We start from the raw sequence: 17,874 nt of genomic DNA, 5'->3' as shown, positions 1-17,874 counted from the left end.
TTTAAAGCGCATTGTCATTTTATCATTTCGCAATGGTCAATATAACATTATTATCAATTAAGAAGCGTTTTTCTATTATTACAACAAAAATGTAAGTCAATTTATTATTTCAATACATTATGTTTAACGAAATCTTTATTTTTGTAGAAAAAATATCAAGAATGAAAGTTAAAGAACAAGGGCTTTATTTGCCTGAATTTGAACACGACAATTGTGGTGCAGGATTTATTTGTAATTTGAATGGTATTAAATCAAACGATATTATTCACAAAGCATTAGACATCTTAATTAAATTGGAACATCGTGGTGCCGTTAGTTCTGATGGAAGAACTGGAGACGGAGCGGGGATTTTGTTTGATATCCCTCATGATTTTTTTAAGAAAGTTTGTGACTTTGAAATCCCAGAAGCGCGTGAGTATGCAGTAGGAATGGTTTTTTTACCAAAAAGCAAAAACCAAGTTTCTTTTTGTATTAATGCATTTGAGGCAACTATTAAAGACCAAAACTTAAAAGTTTTAGGTTGGAGAGATGTGCCAGTTGACGTTGAAAATTTAGGGCAGATCGCCGCAGAAAAAGAACCAACAGTTAAGCAAGTTTTCGTTTCAAAAAACGGTCAAGATTTAACTGAACAAGAATTTAATGCAAAACTTTTTGCAGCTAGAAAAATTGCTGAACATGCCGTAAGAGGATCTAAAACCTCTGAAAGTCATATGTTTTATTTTACTAGTTTATCGACAACTACTATAATATATAAAGGTCTATTGATGCCGGAAGACATCAGCCGTTATTATATAGATTTGAAAGATCCAGACTTGGTGACGCGTTTAGCGCTTGTACACCAGCGTTTCTCTACAAATACATTCCCATCTTGGGACTTAGCTCAACCGTTTAGATACATGTGTCATAATGGTGAGATCAACACACTTCGTGGAAACGTAAGCCGTATGCGTGCTCGTGAAGAGCTTATGCAGAGCAAAGTTTTTGGCGATGATATCAAAAAATTATTCCCAATTATCTTAGAAGGAAAATCAGATTCTGCTTCTATGGATATGGTGGTTGAACTTTTGTTAATGACAGGCCGTTCTCTTCCAGAGGCAATGATGATGGTTGTTCCTGAAGCTTGGGAAAAACACCAAACAATGTCTCCAGAAAAAAGAGCTTTCTATGAATACAATGCTTGTATCATGGAACCTTGGGATGGTCCAGCTTCTATTCCCTTTACAGATGGAAACGTAATTGGAGCTTTATTAGACAGAAACGGATTGCGCCCTTCTCGTTATACATTAACACACAGTGGTTTCGTAATCATGTCATCAGAAATTGGTGTACTAGATATCGATCCAGAAGATGTAATTCAACACGGACGTCTTGAACCAGGAAAAATGTTCTTGGTTGATATGAACGAAGGTCGTATTATTGAAGACGAAGAAGTAAAAAAATCAATCGTTACAAAACGTCCTTATCAAGAATGGTTAGATGCTAACTTATTGCCTCTTGCTAAAGTTCCTTATACCAACAACCCTACTCCTGTTGAAAAACTAGATTTTTTAACAAGACAGCGTTTATTTGGTTACACAATTGAAGATTTAAAAACAATCATCAACCCAATGGGAGGTCAAGGAGCTGAAGCAATCAGTTCTATGGGTAACGATACACCATTGGCAGTATTATCAGACCAGCCTCAATTGTTATACAACTATTTCAAACAATTGTTTGCTCAGGTTACTAACCCACCTTTGGATGGTATTCGTGAAGAAATTATTACCGATATTAGTTTAGCGATTGGCGGTGATTTCAATATTTTTGAAATCGAGTCAAAACAATGTAAAAAACTAAAAATCCAAAATCCAGTTATCTCTAACGAGGATTTAGATAAAATTAGAAACATTGACCACGCAGATTTCAAATCAGCAACAATTTCTACTTTATACAAAATAGAAAAAGGAGTAAATGGTTTAGAACGTGCTCTTGAAAAATGTGTTCAAGCAACTTTTAAAGCTGTTTCTGAAGGATGCAACATTATCATTCTTTCTGATAGAGGTGTTAGCGAAGAATTAGCTCCAATTCCAATGTTATTGGCTTGTTCTTACATTCACCACTCTTTAAACATTTTACAAGTTCGTTCAAAATTCGGAATCATAATCGAATCTGCTGAACCTCGTGAACCTCATCATTTTGCTTTATTATTCGGATACGGTGCAAGTGCAATCAATCCGTACATGGTAAACGAAATCATTTACGATCAAGTTGCACAAGGTTTCATTACTGGAGTAAAAGCTGATTATGCGGTTGTAAATTACAACAAAGCGATTGCGAAAGGAATCGTTAAAATCATGAACAAAATTGGTATCTCTACTTTACATTCATATAGAGCTGCTCAAATTTTCGAGATTTTAGGTTTAAACAAAACATTTACTTCTAAATACTTCCCTTACACTCCATCAAGAATTGAAGGAATTGGTTTAATGGAAGTTGAAAAAGAGGTTAAAAAACGTTTCCAAAAAGCTTTCCCAAATTCAAAAATTGCAAGCTTGCTTTCTCTTGAAATTGGAGGTATTTACAGATGGAGACGTGGTGGCGAAAAACACATGTTTAACCCAACCACTATTTCTAAATTACAACAGGCAGTTCGTTTAAACAGCCCTGAAAGTTATAAAGAATACTCCAATGCCATTAATGAGCAAAGCTCAAACTTAATGACTATTAGAGGTTTATTTGAATTCAATAATTTAGATCCAATTTCTATTGACGAAGTAGAACCTTGGACAGAAATTGTAAAGAAATTCAAAACGGGTGCAATGTCTTACGGATCTATTTCTAGAGAAGCACACGAGAATTTAGCGATTGCAATGAACAGAATTGGCGGAAAAAGTAACTCTGGAGAAGGTGGAGAAGATCCAAAACGTTTCCAGAAAGAAATTAACGGAGATTCTAGAAACTCTGCAATCAAACAAGTGGCGTCGGGACGTTTTGGTGTTTCGATCAACTATTTGACAAACGCTAAAGAAATCCAGATTAAAATGGCTCAGGGAGCAAAACCTGGTGAAGGTGGACAGTTGCCTGGAGAAAAAGTAGTGCCTTGGATTGCTGAAACTAGAAACTCTACACCTTATGTAGGTTTGATTTCGCCTCCTCCTCACCACGATATTTACTCAATTGAGGATTTATCTCAGTTGATTTACGATTTGAAAAATGCAAACCGTGAAGCTCGTATTAACGTAAAATTAGTTTCTGAAGTTGGAGTTGGAACTATCGCTGCCGGTGTTGCCAAAGCAAAAGCTGACGTTATCTTAATTTCTGGTTACGACGGAGGAACGGGAGCTGCACCATTAACATCTTTACAGCACACAGGTATTCCATGGGAACTTGGTTTAGCTGAAGCACAGCAGACCTTGATCTTAAACGATTTAAGAAGCCGTGTAGTTCTTGAATGTGACGGACAGTTAAAAACAGGTCGTGACGTTGCTATCGCAGCTTTATTAGGAGCCGAGGAATTTGGTTTTGCAACGGCTCCGCTTGTAGCTTCTGGATGTATCATGATGAGAGCTTGTCACTTAAATACTTGTCCAGTTGGTATTGCAACTCAGGATCCTGAATTAAGAAAGAATTTCAAAGGAACTCCAGAGCACGTAATCAACTTCATGTATTTCATTGCTGAGGAGTTAAGAGAAATCATGGCGCAGTTAGGTTTCAGAACTTTAAAAGAAATGGTAGGTCAGTCACAAAAATTAAATGTGAACAAAGCCATCAAACATTATAAAGCAAATGGTTTAGACTTGTCATCAATTCTATACAAACCGGAAAAAGCGAAAACAGAGCCAAATCATAATACAACTACTCAGGATCACCAACTTGAAAATGTATTGGATTTTGACATCATCAAAGAAGCGATTCCGTCTATCTATAGAAAAGAGAAAACAAGAGTAACCTTTAAAATTAAAAATACAGACCGTTCTGTAGGTGCTATTTTGAGTAACGAAATCTCAAAAATCTACGGCGCACAAGGATTACCTGATGACACTATTTTAGTTGATTTTGAAGGTTCTGCCGGACAAAGTTTTGGTGCTTTTGCAACAAACGGATTGTCATTTAAAATTCACGGAAACTGTAATGATTATTTAGGAAAAGGGCTGTCTGGAGGAAAATTAATTGTAAAAGTACCTCCTACTGCAACTTTCAAACCTGAAGACAACATCATTATTGGGAACGTTGCCCTTTACGGAGCTATTACCGGAGAGGCTTATATTAATGGAATGGCCGGAGAGCGTTTCTGTGTGAGAAATTCTGGAGCAACAGCAGTTGTTGAAGGAATTGGAGATCACGGTTGCGAGTACATGACCGGTGGTACAGTAGTAGTTTTAGGAAAAACAGGAAGAAACTTCGCAGCTGGTATGAGCGGTGGTGTAGCTTATGTTTACGATCCAAATAAGAAATTCGATTCTACAGTTTGTAACATGGAAATGGTTGCATTCGATCCAATGGAAGAAGAAGATCTTACGAAACTAAGAAAATTGATCAAAAATCATTCATTGTACACAAGCAGTCCATTAGCAAAAAGAATTTTAGCAGACTGGGAAAACCAACAACAGCACTTCGTAAAAGTAATGCCAACTGATTACAAAAAAGCATTACAAAGAATTGCAGAAGAGAAAAAAATAGAAGAATTAATAGCTGATTAAAAGGTTCTGAGTTACAAAGGTGCAGAGGTACAAAGGTTGATTTTCTCAACTCACTTCTCACATTTCACATCTCACAACTAAATTTAATAAAAATGTCATGGGTAAAATAGGCGGATTTAAAGAATATAACAGAGCCGACGAAAGTAATTTAGCTGTAGCTGAACGTGTTTCTAACTACAACGAATTCACTATTCCGTTAGCAAAAGATAAAGTAAAAGAACAAGGTTCAAGATGTATGGATTGTGGTATTCCTTTTTGCCACAGTGGTTGTCCGTTAGGAAATTTAATTCCTGACTTCAACGATATGGTACATCAGGAAGAATGGCAAAGTGCATTAGAGATTTTACAATCGACTAATAACTTTCCAGAATTCACAGGACGTCTATGCCCTGCTCCGTGCGAAAAAGCATGTGTATTAGGAATCATAAAAGATCCTGTATCAATTGAAAACATTGAGAAAAACATTGTTGAAATTGGTTTTGCAGAAGGCTGGATCAAACCACAAACTCCAAAAACAAGAACAGGAAAAACAGTTGCTGTTATTGGTTCAGGACCCGCAGGTCTTGCGGCAGCGCAGCAATTAAACAGAGCGGGACACACCGTTACAGTTTTTGAAAGAGACAATGCAATTGGAGGTTTATTACGTTACGGAATTCCGAATTTCAAATTAGAAAAAGGAATTATTGACCGTCGTATAGTTGTTCTTGAAGCAGAAGGAATCACGTTCAAAACAAATGTAAATGTTGGAGTTAATTTCAGTGTTGAAGAATTAAACCAATTCGATTCTATCGTTTTATGCGGAGGAGCAACTGAAAGAAGAAGCTTGCCAACTAAAGGAATCGAAAGCAAAGGTGTTGTTCAGGCAATGGATTTCTTAACACAACAAACTAAAGTTTTATTTGGAGAATCAATTCCAGATCAAGTTAAAGCAACTGGTAAAGATGTAATCGTTATTGGTGGTGGAGATACTGGTTCTGACTGTATTGGGACTTCAAACAGACACGGAGCTAAATCGGTAACGAACTTTGAAATTTTGCCAAAACCTCCAGTTGGAAGAAGCGAATCAACTCCTTGGCCTTTCTGGCCGTTGCAGTTAAAAACATCTTCTTCTCACGAAGAAGGTTGCGACAGAAACTGGTTGATCAATACAAAAGAATTCATTTCTAACGATAAAGGCGAATTAACTGGATTAAAAACAGTTGAAGTGCAATGGAAAATGACTCCAGGTCAACGTCCTGAATTAATTGAAAAAGAAGGTTCTGAGAAAATCTGGCCTTGTGATTTAGCTTTATTAGCTTTAGGATTTACAGGTCCAGAGAAAACATTAAGCGAGCAATTAGGCATCGAAACTGATATGAGAAGCAACTATAAAGCGCATAATTATCAGACAAACGTACCTCATATCTTCACAGCTGGAGATATGCGTCGTGGACAATCATTAATCGTGTGGGCTATTTCAGAAGGTCGCGAAGCTGCAAGAGAGGTAGATTTGTTCCTTATGGGCTCTACTAACTTGCCTACTAAAGGAAAAGGAGATTTACCGAGCTTATAATTTTTAAGGTTCTGAGATGCTAAGGTTCTAAGATACTAAGTTTTTTTTCCTTGCATTTTATTTAATCTTTTCCGATAAACAACATAACTACTAACAAACCCTTGAATTTATATTCAGGGGTTTTATTTTTTTAGCCACAGATTAAATGGATTTTTTTTGCCACAAATTACACGGATTTTCACTAATTTTTGTTTTGTGGCCGATTTCTATTTCAAATATAGCCCGTAGTTTCAACCACGGGAACACAATATATGATTGCGTCCAATCCGCAACGTTTTCCATGATTGAAACCGCGGAAATATAATATGTAATACACCCAATCCGCAACGTTTCCCGTGGTTGAAACCACGGGCTATGTTTTAGTATTTTGCAAAAAATCAACAATTAAAAATTCGCGATAATCCGTGTAATTTGTGGCGAAAAAACTTAGTATCTTAGCATCTAAAAACCTAAGCATCTCAGAAAAGGTTACAAAAACTCAAAATAAGCAACTTTTTGTTCAAAATTAAACAATTTGTTACAATTTGTTATTTTTCTACAATTTATTTGCTGGTAATCAAAAGTGTAATAACTTTGCCCAAAATGATTTAAAAATGCAAGCAAAAGATTTACTGCAGTTAGCAGACCAATTTGGAAGTCCATTGTATGTTTACGATGCCGAAAAAATCCAATCTCAGTACAACAGGTTAACTAAAGCTTTCTCTAAGGTAGAAAACTTAAGAGTTAATTATGCCATGAAGGCATTGTCAAACGTTGCGATTCTTCAGTTATTAAAGAACATGGGGTCTGGCTTAGATACTGTATCAATTCAGGAAGTTCAGTTAGGACTTCATGCTGGCTATGAACCCGAAAAGATTTTCTTTACACCAAACGGCGTTTCTCTTGAAGAAATCGAAGAAGTTGCTGCAATGGGTGTACAAATCAATATCGACAATTTATCTATTTTAGAGCAATTCGGTACAAAACATCCACATATTCCAGTATGTATTCGTATCAATCCACACGTAATGGCGGGCGGAAATGCAAATATTTCTGTTGGACATATCGATAGTAAATTCGGAATTTCTGTACACCAGATTCCGCATATCTTACGAATTGTCGAAAACACAAAAATGCACATTGTGGGTATTCACATGCACACAGGATCTGATATTTTAGATATTGAAGTATTCTTGTACGCTGCTGAAATCTTATTTGATACGGCTAAACATTTCAAAGAATTACAATTCTTAGATTTCGGAAGCGGATTCAAAGTTCCTTACAAAAAAGACGATATCGAAACAGACATCGAAGAATTAGGTAAAAAATTATCTAAAAGATTCAATGCTTTCTGTACAGAATACGGTAGAGATTTAACCTTAATTTTCGAACCAGGAAAATTTTTGGTGAGCGAAGCAGGTCATTTCTTAGTAAAAGTAAACGTAGTAAAACAAACAACATCAACAGTTTTTGCTGGAGTTGACAGTGGTTTCAACCACTTAATTCGTCCAATGTTGTACGGATCTTCACACCATATCGAAAACATCTCAAACCCAAAAGGAAAAGAGCGTTTTTACTCTGTTGTAGGATACATTTGCGAAACCGATACTTTTGCAAACAACCGTAGAATTCAAGAAATTACTGAAGGTGATATTTTATCTTTCAGAAATGCTGGAGCTTATTGTTTCTCAATGTCTTCAAACTACAATTCAAGATACAAACCAGCCGAAGTTTTATGGATGAACGGACAAGGAATCTTAATTCGCCAAGCTGAAACATTTGAAGATTTACTTAAAAATCAAATTCCGTTGCCACAAGAAATTGCTGCAACAGTTTAAAATAAAAAAAAAGAGAATATCTATTTAATCCCGTTTCTTAATTGAGGCGGGATTTTTTGTTTCTCGCAGATTTTGCAGATTCAGCCGATTTTATTTCGCTCAATCTTGTCAGGCTGAGCGAACTAGAAGCCCACGCAAAGTAACCACAATATTTATCATTTCGACCGAAGGGAGAAATCACAATAGAAACTCCGTAATCTAAATCGGTAATTTTTGTCGAGTTACGAGTGCGATTTCTCCCTTCGGTCGAAATGACATACTTTGAGATTAAAAACCTAGACAAAGTTCTCCATAATCTTGTCTTTTCGACGTAAGGAGAAATCTTCGCAAGTAACTCCGGAAAGTATACCCCCCCTGTTTGTCATTTCGACGGAGGAGAAATCCTCGCAAGTAGCTCCACAAAGATTAGAAACAAAATCACATAAAAAAGAAAGAAAAAACTTAAAAAAATATTATCTTTAGCATCAAAAATATGCACCAAGAAGGCTATCACACTTACTACATATACATACTAACCAATAAATACAAAACCGTTTTCTATACTGGAGTAACAAATAATTTAAGAATCCGCTTAAGCCAGCATAAAGAAAACAATACAAATAAAAACAAAAGTTTTACGTCAAAATATAATGCCACATACTTACTATATTTCGAAAAATTCACTTGGATTCAAGAAGCTATTGCCAGAGAAAAAGAAATAAAAGATTGGCGCAGAGAAAAGAAAATTGAATTAATCAAAACTATTAATCCAAATTTGGATTTTCTTAATTATTTATTTGAATAACGTTTCCAATCTTTGTGGAGCTTCTTGCGAAGATTTCTCCTTACGTCGAAATGACAAGATTGTGGATAATCGAAACTTGAAAACTGAAACTTCGAATAACAAATCACCTCAGAAAAATCATATATTTATTCTTTAAAAAAATTAAAAAATTTTAAATACCTTTGAAATTATGAGCACAACATCAAAACCAAAACATATCGGCAGAAACATCAGCCGAATCAGGGAACTTCGAGGTATGAAGCAGGAAATACTTGCAGAAGCTATTGGAACGAGTCAAAAAGCTATTTCCGTAATTGAATCAAATGAAACTATTGATCCCGAAAAACTTGCTCAAATTGCAAAAGCATTAGGAGTTTCGGTAGAAACTATTGAAAGTTTTTCTGAAGAAAATGTTTTTAATTTCTTTAATAACTTTTACGACAACAGTGCAAATAATGGAGCTCAAGGAAGTGGAGACACTAATAACTCTTGTACTTTCAATCCACTTGATAAAGTTGTAGAACTTTACGAACGTTTAGTTCAAGCTGAAAAAGACAAAAACGAATATTTAGAAAAATTACTAAAAGGAAAATAATTCCTCAACAATAAATTTTATGAAAGCACAAATATCTTTTTATTTTGTGCTTTTTTTGTGCACAACCAAAATTCCAATCCAAATTTTAAACCTATGAAATTAAATCTACTCACATTATTTTTTGTCTTATCAGTAAGTTTTATTTATTCTCAAAAAACAATCAAAATAATTTTAGACCCAAAAATAAAAGCGTTGGCTCTTGAAAATATAAATACAACAAACAACGGATCACAATATGCGATAGATTCGATTTATGGAACAGTTTATAGAGGAAAAAATATGGTTGAAGACACTATATTTTATGATCATCTAAAAAATGATTTTACAAAAAAAGACTTTATGTGCAATCACTATTACGAAAATGACACACTTATTATTAAAGGTGGTTTTGGCAGTAGATTTCAAGTTTACGGTTTTGTTGCAAAAGTATTTCCAAATAAAACTGCAGAAATAAAATTGCGCAAGTTTTGGGGTTATCCCTCTTATTTTACAAGTAGAGACCAGGTAGATGCTAAAAGCGAAATACTTGTTTATACAAAAACTTCAAAACTTGTTCTCAACAGATTACCTAACAATAAATCTGATCGTAAACATATTTATGGCTGTGTCGATTTTTTAAGCGAAGATTTTTTTGTTGAAATGAAAGACAAAAAAACTGGAGAACCTTACAAAGAAAAAAACACAATGGAATACAAGATTTATTTTGACAGCAGGTATCTCAAAGATGATGAATAACACAACCATTTTACTCCTGCAGTAAAATTCAATAGAACTAAACAAAAGATGGCCAGCCAACTAAAGAACATCCAGAAGAATATCTCGCAAAAGGAAAATTTCTAGTTATTTGGAGTTTGCATTCAGATAGCCCGCTTAAAGAAAAATCTGAAACTAAAGTAGAAACACTTTTACAATAAAATCCTAATCAAAGCTTCATTTTAAATGATTAATTTTACTCGCTAAAAAACAACAAAAATGAAACTACAAATACGAATCCTGCTTTATTCCATTTTATTCTTTTTATATCTTACCTCAACTCATTTTTTTCTATCACTTGGCGAGATATTAAAAACTGATCCTTATATAACTATGGGCTGCGGTTTTGCGGTTTTAAATATTATTTATGCTTTTTTAGGATTAAAATGGAAACCAATTTTAAATATAATTTGTTCTATTGCCATTGCCGCCTTAGCATTATTTTTGGCGGTACAGTTTGCCAATTTGCATTTACTTTCAAATTACGATCCTTACTTAGTTAAAACAGCCATATTTACGAATGCGCTTTTATCTATTATTTTTTGGGAAATTGTGTATCAGATAAAGAATAGGAAATCTAAATAAATATATTTCTATTGACTCAAGCTTAACTAGACCAATAAATAAGCACTGCGAAGCTTTAGTCAAATGAACATTCCTTATAAAATGAACCGAACAGAAACTCGAATAACCGATAAAGACATCCAAACCATAAAAAGAAAAGTAAAAAAAACGAAAGTCTTTATATTTGTATTTCTTTCATTTATTGCACTTTGGTCTTGGGGATTAAGCGATTCAGACACTTTGTTTTCGATATTCAATATCATCGTTTTTGTTATTATTCTCATATCCCTCGTCGTGTTAGTACTTTCCTTAAAAAGATTAAAAGTAACAAGAAACGACCTCGCAGCACAAATTAAGATTGTAACCACTTTTAAGGTAATTGATAAATATTATACCTTAAAAAAAAGTAGTAATTATTTTATTGTATTTGATTCGAAAGATATCCCTAAATATGAGGTTACAAAAAAAACCTATTCCCTAATAAATATTGATGATTTTATTGAAATCGAATATTCAAAATTTGCTTTCTGGATACTCAAAATTGAACATAATGGAAATGATATCGAAAATAAACAAAATGTTCAATAACCAATAAAACAAGGTTTTTTCGTACGCAATTTTTTATATTCGCATTTTAAATTTTATCTAAGCCAATATGAAAATTAAACCTCTACTCCTTTTAGCAATACTTACTATTTCTTGCCAAACAACAAACATTTTCTATAGCTCCAATGAGAATAATGCACAATAAAAGAATAACAACTTCTAAATTATTTAAATGTGAAAAATGCATTAGAAATTGCCAATCGTTTTAGAGAAATTATCCTTAACGGAACTTGGGTTGCCAATACCAATTACAAAGACCAACTCGAAAATCTAGATTGGAAAACTGCCGTTACTCCTATTCAAAACTTAAATACAATAGCAATTCTGGCACAGCATGTACATTATTATATTGACGGAATTAATACTGTTTTTAAAGGTGGAACTCTAGACATAAAAGATAAATTCAGCTTTGACTTTCCTCCTATTTCTTCTCCTGAAGACTGGGAATTTTTTCTAGAGAAATTTTGGAGTTCTTCTGAAGAATTTGCCTCTTTTGTCGAACAAATGTCTGATGAAAAATTAGACCAATTTTTTGCTGATGAAAAATACGGAACGTACAGAAGAAATATTGATGCTATGATCGAACATAGTTATTACCATTTAGGACAGATTGTTTTGATTAAAAAACTGCTGACAAAATAAGATTTATAAAAAACTAAACGTTCTAATCCAGCCCCGATAAAGCCGATATCCTCGCAGAGATAAAGGCGAAAGCGGGACAAAAAGTTCTTGTAAAAACATAAATTTCTGCTCCTTAAAATAAATTAAAAAAAGGCATGGTTGTTGAAATTTAAATGAAATATATTTGCAACTTCAAAAAATTACTATGCAAAAAACTACTTTATTATTCTCTATATTCTTTCTGATTCTCTCATCGTGTGGCGTAAAAACAACTCAGGCTTTAATAAGCGATGGTAATTATGACGGCGCTATTGATCGCGCAGTTGAAGCTTTAAGAACTAAAAAAGATTCAAAAGGAAAACAAGATTATGTGTATTTACTTGAAGAAGCTTTTGCAAAAGCAAAAGAAAGAGATCTTCGTGATCTTGATTTAATGATTAAAGAAGCTACTCCTACAAATGCTGAACGTGTTTACAACACCTATTTACAATTGAATAACCGTCAGGAAAAAATAAGACCATTATTGCCTCTGCCGCTATTAAAACAGGGAAAAAATGCTTCTTTTACTTTTGACAATTATTCAAACCAAATTATAAGCAGTAAAATTGCTCTTACCAGATATTTATACGAAAATGCTTTGACTCTTTTAAAATCAAACAATAAACTTGATTATAGAAAAGCCTATGACGATTTAACGTATTTAGAAAACATTAGTCCAAACTATAAGAATGCAAAAAAACTAATGGAGGACGCACTGTTTAAAGGAACTGATTTTGTAGATGTTTATGCTAAAAATCAAACCAATATGGTGATTCCGAAAATGCTTCAAGACGATTTATTGGATTTTAAAACCTATGGATTAAATGATAAATGGACGGTTTACCACAGCGCTCGACAAAAAAATGTTACTTACGATTACAGCTTAATAATCAATTTTAGACAAATAAATATTTCGCCCGAACAAATGAAGGAGAAAGAATTTATAAAAGAAAGACAGATTAAAGATGGCATGAAAACACTTTTAGACAGTCGAGGAAGACCTGTAAAAGACAGTTTGGGTAAGGAAATAAAAGTCGATAATTACAGAATGCTTCGCGCAAATGTTTATGAATTTAGACAATTTAAATCTTGTCAAGTTACTGCAGTTGTAGATTATGTTGATGTAAGAACAAATCAATTACTTCAGTCATTTCCTGTAACCAGCGAATATTTCTTTGAGAATATTTATTCGACTTACAAAGGCGACAGAAATGCCTGCGACGATAACTATATTAGTTATTTTACAAAACGCGCAGTTCCTTTTCCTAACAACGAACAAATGGTTTATGATACCGGCGAAGATTTGAAAGCAAAAATTAAAGATATTATTATTCGAAATAAATTCAGATAATAATCCCATTTAACTTAAAATAGAAGTAGTTAAAAAACAAAACATGAAATTTAGAATTTTAGTCATCATCACACTCCTTTTTATCTCTTGCAAAAAGGAAGATAAACAACCCGCTGATTCAATTGTAACTGCAAAAAAAGATACACTGCAAAAAACGGAAAAAACAGAAACTCAAAATACTGCAGATACAATCGTATTATCAACAAAACATAAGACAAATAAAATTTTATGTGATCTTGATGGAGACGGATTAAATGAAACTGTTGAAATTGTAAGGAGTACTAAAAATGGAAAAAGCGGTTTGAGAATCATTTTCGGGAACGGAAATAAAACCGATTATTTTGGTATGGGAAATGACATTTTAGATCAAGGTTTTGATGAGATTGACTGGGCTGGAATATTTGAAAAAGCACCCAAAAATGAATTATACTGGGATAATGTAGGCGAAAATGGAGATATACTTGCAGATGAAGAAATCAAAGAAGAAGACAAAATAAAACTGCTAAACGACGGAATATTTATTCACGCCGAAGAAAGCTGCGGCTGTGGAATAATTTATTTGGAAAACGGAAAATACAAATGGATTCAGCAAGAATAATTTTATAGTTTTATAAAAGCATTACGTCTAAATTTAAACAGAGGCTCACTTAATACAGTGAGCCTCTGCTTGTTTTACAGCATAATCTTTCTCCACATTCTTCTCTTCTTTTTATTGCATTTCGCTGTTATTATATAAAAAAAATCAAATTTCACATTGCGCAACCAAAAAGTTGCGTATATTTGCAACTGATTAGTTGCTTATTTAAATAATTAAAAAATGAAACGAGATATTTTTCAAGCCATTGCTGACCCAACCCGAAGAGCAATTCTAGTTTTAATTGCTTCTAATGCATTAACGCCTAATGCAATTGCAGAACAATTTAATACAACAAGACAAGCAGTTTCTAAACACATTAAAATTCTTAATGAATGTGAATTGTTGAATGAAACCAAAATGGGAAGAGAAATCTATTATCAACTCAAAATTGACAAAATGAAAGAAATTGATCAATGGCTGGAGCAATTTAAACAAATATGGGAAAGCCGTTTCAGTCAATTAGATCAAGTATTAATGAACTTAAAATCTAAAGAAAATGGAATCTAATTTAGCAATGAGTTTTATTGTAGATAAAGAAAATAAAACGGTAAACATAAAACGTGAATTTAATGCTCCTTTATCAAACGTTTGGTCGGCATGGACTGAGCCTGAAATTCTAGATCAATGGTGGGCGCCGGCTCCCTTTAAATCAAAAACAAAAAGTATGGATTTTAAAGAGGGCGGACGAAGACTGTATGCTATGGTTGGTCTGGAAGGCGAAGAACATTGGAGTTCTTTTGATTATACTTCTATTTCTCCAAAAACAAACTTTAAATATTCTTCTACTTTTTGTGATGCTGATGGAAACTCAAATTCAGCTTTTGGAAGCTCATATTGGGATTTAACGTTTTCTGAAAAAGGGAATCTGACGGTTGTTGATATTGCAATTACACGAGATAGTCTGGAAGAATTAGAAAAAATAATCGAAATGGGTTTCAAAGAAGGAATTACGGCCACTATGCAAAGTTTGGACAAAATCTTCGAAGCACAAAAATAAAAACAAAGTCAATAAAAATAGTAATAAATCTAAAATCTAAAGAAAATGAAATCGAATCTTTTAATGAATTTTACTGTAGACAAAGAAAATAGTACCGTAAATGTAAAACGTGAATTTAATGCTTCTCTAGCAAATGTGTGGTCGGCATGGACAGAGCCAGAAATCCTAGATCAATGGTGGGCACCAGCTCCTTGGAAAGCCAGAACAAAAAGCATGGAATTTAAAGAAGGCGGCCGCAGGCTTTATGCTATGGTAGGACCAGAAGGCGAAGAACACTGGGCAATAGCCGATTTTACATCGATAACGCCTAAAACTAATTTTAAATATCTAGATGCTTTTAGTGATAACGAAGGAAACTTAAACGCAGATTTTCCACGTTCTGACTGGAACGTTAACTTTTCTGAGCAAGGAAATTCAACAATTGTTGACATTGCCATTAAACATGAAAAACTATCTGATTTAGAAAAGATTATCGAAATGGGCTTCAAAGAAGGTTTCACAATTGCTCTTGAAGGCTTGGATGAAATTTTTGCTTCAAAAGTCTAGCAGATTCAATCAAATATATAAAAGTTGTACTTTACGGTTTCCCGTATCGTATAACTTTTTTTTTATTCTAAATTTGCTTCATACAATTAATTAAACTATCAAAACCTAAAAACCTACTACTTAAATGAAAAAACTTTTTATCCTTTTTATCTTCTTACTTGTATGTAACTTACAGTCTTATTCGCAAATAATTTTCGAAAATGGTTATTTTATAAATGAAAACAATCAAAAAATAAACTGTTTGATCGAAAATCAGGATTGGAAAAATAACCCAACTGGTTTTAACTATAAATTAGACGGTAACCAAAATATACTTGCCGCCGACATCAAAACTATAAAAGAGTTTGGAGTAAACGGTCAGTCAAAATTTGTTAGAGCATTGGTAAAAATAGATCGCTCTACTACAAAGATTGAAACAATGAGTAGAGAAAAAAATCCCGAATTTAATGACGAAAAACTATTTCTAAAAGTACTTATCGAAGGAAACGCCACGCTTTATTTATATGATGATGGAAATCTGAGAAGCTTTTTTTACAAAAATAATGATAGCGAAATCAAACAATTAGTATACAAAATGTATTTAGTTGGTAATTATTCTATAGCCAAAAATAATTATTTTAGAGAACAATTGTTTATTGATTTTAAATGCGAAACTATCTCTCAGAAAGAATATGAAAATTTAGCCTACGAAAAAAAAGCTCTTGAAAAATTCTTCATCAAGTACAATAAATGCAATGATCCTAATTTTGTAAGCAATGAAACTAAGAAAAAAAAGGATTTATTTAATTTAACTATCAGACCGAGATTAAACAGTACTTCTTTCTCTACTAACAATTCAATGTCTGACACATTCGATATCAAATTTGATTCAAATACAAATGTAAGTTTAGGCGTTGAAACTGAATTTATTTTTTCTTTCAATAAGAATAAATGGTCAATAATAGTTGAACCAACTTATCAATATTATAAAACAGAAAAAACAAAAGAAAGCTCCGTTTATTTGGGTGGAGAAGTAATTGGAAAAGTTGATTATAAATCAATTGAATTACCAATAGGACTTAGACATTACTTTTTCTTAAATGATGGATTCAAAATATTTGCTAATGCGTCATTCGTTTTTGATTTCAGCTCACAATCCAAAATAAAATTTATTCGAAATGATGGTTCTGAAGCAAATTCTCTTGATATCAAATCTGGCACTGGTTTTGGAATTGGAGCGGGTTGTAAACTTAAAGATAAATACAGTTTAGAGTTTAGATATCTGACTGGTCGAAATCTTCTTTCAAACTACGTTACCTGGAAATCTTCATTCGCTACGGCATCTCTAATATTAGGATATTCATTTTTCTAAAAAAAAGTCGCTCCACAATAATATAGATCCTACTTCAAATGAAGTAGGATCTTTTTTTTGAATTTACTTGTTCCTTTCACTTACCCAGTATTAATTTAAATTTGTATTTTTCAAGTTCAAAATACCATACTAATGAATAAATATTTTACACTTCCCTTTTTACTATTTTGCACCACTTTACTTTTTAGCCAAACTAACAAATCAAGATCGACAGACACCAGCAAACCATTTGTACTTGGAGTTATTGATGAAATACAATCAAAAGAATTAGGCGAAAATCGAATTTTAAATATTTATCTTCCTGAAGGCTACACAGCAAAAGACACCACAAAATATCCTGTAATTTATTTATTGGATGGTTCTGCAGATGAAGATTTTATACATATCTCAGGTTTAGTACAGTTTAATAGTTTTGAATGGATTAATCAAGTTCCAAAATCAATTGTAGTAGGTATTGCAACCGTAGATCGAAGAAGAGATTTTACTTTTCCTACAACTGTTCAAAATGATAAAAACCGATTTCCAACAACAGGACATTCGGATAAGTTTATCGCTTTTATCGAAAAGGAGTTACAGCCTTTTATTGACAAAAAATACAAAACCAACAATTCAAAAACCATTATCGGACAATCTTTAGGCGGGTTATTGGAAACAGAAATCTTATTCAGAAAACCATTACTATTTAATAAATACGTAATTGTAAGTCCGAGTTTATGGTGGAATAATGGCTCTATTTTAAATCAGAATCCAGAAATTCTTTCGGAAAATTTCAAACAAAAAACAGAGATTTATATTGCAGTAGGCAAAGAAGGTCTTACGCCTACAGAAATTCCGCGTGTCATGGAAGTTGACGCTAATCTATTGGCAGAAAAAATAAAAGCATCTCAAAGCAAAAATATAAAAGTCTATTTTGATTATTTTCCAGAGGAGAACCACGGTACAATTTTACATCCCGCTGTTTCGAATTCTTTTAAATTCTTTTATCCTCAAAGCAAACAATAAA

Annotated in this window: 16 protein-coding genes; all 16 read left to right on the top strand. The window is 33.1% G+C overall.

Annotated elements, in window-relative coordinates; all coding sequences use genetic code 11:
* Positions 1–161: 161 nt before the first annotated feature.
* The 16 genes from gltB (at position 162) to ACHRV0_RS14890 (ending at position 17,873) form a co-directional block, all read left to right on the top strand.
* Positions 162–4,679 (top strand): glutamate synthase large subunit, encoded by a 4,518-nt coding sequence (gene gltB / locus ACHRV0_RS14965; protein ID WP_395441421.1) that lies wholly within the window; start codon positions 162–164, stop codon positions 4,677–4,679.
* Positions 4,680–4,776: 97 nt separating this feature from the next.
* The gene (locus ACHRV0_RS14960; RefSeq protein ID WP_395441420.1) at positions 4,777–6,231 is read left to right on the top strand and encodes a glutamate synthase subunit beta; all 1,455 of its coding nucleotides are present in this window, start codon (positions 4,777–4,779) and stop codon (positions 6,229–6,231) included.
* A gap of 524 nt (positions 6,232–6,755) precedes the next feature.
* Positions 6,756–8,048 (top strand): diaminopimelate decarboxylase, encoded by a 1,293-nt coding sequence (gene lysA / locus ACHRV0_RS14955; RefSeq protein ID WP_256371702.1) that lies wholly within the window; start codon positions 6,756–6,758, stop codon positions 8,046–8,048.
* 472 nt (positions 8,049–8,520) lie between these two features.
* Positions 8,521–8,832, top strand: coding sequence for a GIY-YIG nuclease family protein (locus ACHRV0_RS14950; protein WP_395441419.1), 312 nt, complete (start codon positions 8,521–8,523; stop codon positions 8,830–8,832).
* Between the two features lie 169 nt (positions 8,833–9,001).
* Entirely contained in the window at positions 9,002–9,406 is a 405-nt protein-coding gene (locus tag ACHRV0_RS14945) for a helix-turn-helix domain-containing protein (protein ID WP_395441418.1), read from the top strand.
* Between the two features lie 93 nt (positions 9,407–9,499).
* Positions 9,500–10,141 carry a hypothetical protein gene (locus tag ACHRV0_RS14940; RefSeq protein ID WP_395441417.1) on the top strand — a complete coding sequence of 214 codons (642 nt, stop codon included), beginning with the start codon at positions 9,500–9,502 and terminating at the stop codon, positions 10,139–10,141.
* Between the two features lie 237 nt (positions 10,142–10,378).
* On the top strand, positions 10,379–10,744 hold the full coding sequence (locus tag ACHRV0_RS14935; protein ID WP_395441416.1) for a hypothetical protein: 366 nt from the start codon (positions 10,379–10,381) through the stop codon (positions 10,742–10,744).
* A gap of 81 nt (positions 10,745–10,825) precedes the next feature.
* Positions 10,826–11,311, top strand: coding sequence for a hypothetical protein (locus ACHRV0_RS14930; protein WP_395441415.1), 486 nt, complete (start codon positions 10,826–10,828; stop codon positions 11,309–11,311).
* A 192-nt stretch (positions 11,312–11,503) separates the two neighbouring features.
* Positions 11,504–11,971, top strand: a complete 468-nt coding sequence (locus tag ACHRV0_RS14925) for a DUF1572 domain-containing protein (RefSeq protein WP_395441414.1) — start codon at positions 11,504–11,506, stop codon at positions 11,969–11,971.
* A 184-nt stretch (positions 11,972–12,155) separates the two neighbouring features.
* Positions 12,156–13,340: a hypothetical protein gene (locus ACHRV0_RS14920; protein ID WP_395441413.1), complete on the top strand. Its 1,185-nt coding sequence runs from the start codon at positions 12,156–12,158 to the stop codon at positions 13,338–13,340.
* A gap of 43 nt (positions 13,341–13,383) precedes the next feature.
* Positions 13,384–13,938: a hypothetical protein gene (locus tag ACHRV0_RS14915; protein WP_395441412.1), complete on the top strand. Its 555-nt coding sequence runs from the start codon at positions 13,384–13,386 to the stop codon at positions 13,936–13,938.
* 219 nt (positions 13,939–14,157) lie between these two features.
* Entirely contained in the window at positions 14,158–14,484 is a 327-nt protein-coding gene (locus ACHRV0_RS14910; protein WP_089054615.1) for a helix-turn-helix transcriptional regulator, read from the top strand.
* The gene (locus ACHRV0_RS14905; protein WP_395441411.1) at positions 14,474–14,974 is read left to right on the top strand and encodes an SRPBCC domain-containing protein; all 501 of its coding nucleotides are present in this window, start codon (positions 14,474–14,476) and stop codon (positions 14,972–14,974) included. The genes ACHRV0_RS14910 and ACHRV0_RS14905 overlap by 11 nt, the downstream gene beginning before the upstream one ends.
* Positions 14,975–15,019: 45 nt before the next feature.
* Positions 15,020–15,520, top strand: coding sequence for an SRPBCC domain-containing protein (locus ACHRV0_RS14900; protein WP_129025505.1), 501 nt, complete (start codon positions 15,020–15,022; stop codon positions 15,518–15,520).
* Between the two features lie 124 nt (positions 15,521–15,644).
* Entirely contained in the window at positions 15,645–16,871 is a 1,227-nt protein-coding gene (locus ACHRV0_RS14895) for a tRNA modification GTPase (protein WP_395441410.1), read from the top strand.
* 132 nt (positions 16,872–17,003) lie between these two features.
* Positions 17,004–17,873 carry an alpha/beta hydrolase gene (locus ACHRV0_RS14890; RefSeq protein ID WP_395441409.1) on the top strand — a complete coding sequence of 290 codons (870 nt, stop codon included), beginning with the start codon at positions 17,004–17,006 and terminating at the stop codon, positions 17,871–17,873.
* Position 17,874 lies beyond the last annotated feature (1 nt).

Source organism: Flavobacterium sp. FlaQc-30, from assembly GCF_044005885.1.
Taxonomy (GTDB): Bacteria; Bacteroidota; Bacteroidia; order Flavobacteriales; family Flavobacteriaceae; genus Flavobacterium.
Note: the sequence above shows the minus strand (reverse complement) of the source record. Positions and strands in the feature narration are given on the sequence as shown.

Bases quoted from the DNA above. Each gene is read 5' to 3' on its own strand.
- gltB (WP_395441421.1), top strand. From the start codon at position 162: ATGAAAGTTAAAGAACAAGGGCTTTATTTGCCTGAATTTGAACACGAC.
- ACHRV0_RS14960 (WP_395441420.1), top strand. From the start codon at position 4,777: ATGGGTAAAATAGGCGGATTTAAAGAATATAACAGAGCCGACGAAAGT.
- ACHRV0_RS14950 (WP_395441419.1), top strand. From the start codon at position 8,521: ATGCACCAAGAAGGCTATCACACTTACTACATATACATACTAACCAAT.
- ACHRV0_RS14945 (WP_395441418.1), top strand. From the start codon at position 9,002: ATGAGCACAACATCAAAACCAAAACATATCGGCAGAAACATCAGCCGA.
- ACHRV0_RS14940 (WP_395441417.1), top strand. From the start codon at position 9,500: ATGAAATTAAATCTACTCACATTATTTTTTGTCTTATCAGTAAGTTTT.
- ACHRV0_RS14935 (WP_395441416.1), top strand. From the start codon at position 10,379: ATGAAACTACAAATACGAATCCTGCTTTATTCCATTTTATTCTTTTTA.
- ACHRV0_RS14930 (WP_395441415.1), top strand. From the start codon at position 10,826: ATGAACCGAACAGAAACTCGAATAACCGATAAAGACATCCAAACCATA.
- ACHRV0_RS14920 (WP_395441413.1), top strand. From the start codon at position 12,156: ATGCAAAAAACTACTTTATTATTCTCTATATTCTTTCTGATTCTCTCA.
- ACHRV0_RS14915 (WP_395441412.1), top strand. From the start codon at position 13,384: ATGAAATTTAGAATTTTAGTCATCATCACACTCCTTTTTATCTCTTGC.
- ACHRV0_RS14910 (WP_089054615.1), top strand. From the start codon at position 14,158: ATGAAACGAGATATTTTTCAAGCCATTGCTGACCCAACCCGAAGAGCA.
- ACHRV0_RS14905 (WP_395441411.1), top strand. From the start codon at position 14,474: ATGGAATCTAATTTAGCAATGAGTTTTATTGTAGATAAAGAAAATAAA.
- ACHRV0_RS14900 (WP_129025505.1), top strand. From the start codon at position 15,020: ATGAAATCGAATCTTTTAATGAATTTTACTGTAGACAAAGAAAATAGT.
- ACHRV0_RS14895 (WP_395441410.1), top strand. From the start codon at position 15,645: ATGAAAAAACTTTTTATCCTTTTTATCTTCTTACTTGTATGTAACTTA.
- ACHRV0_RS14890 (WP_395441409.1), top strand. From the start codon at position 17,004: ATGAATAAATATTTTACACTTCCCTTTTTACTATTTTGCACCACTTTA.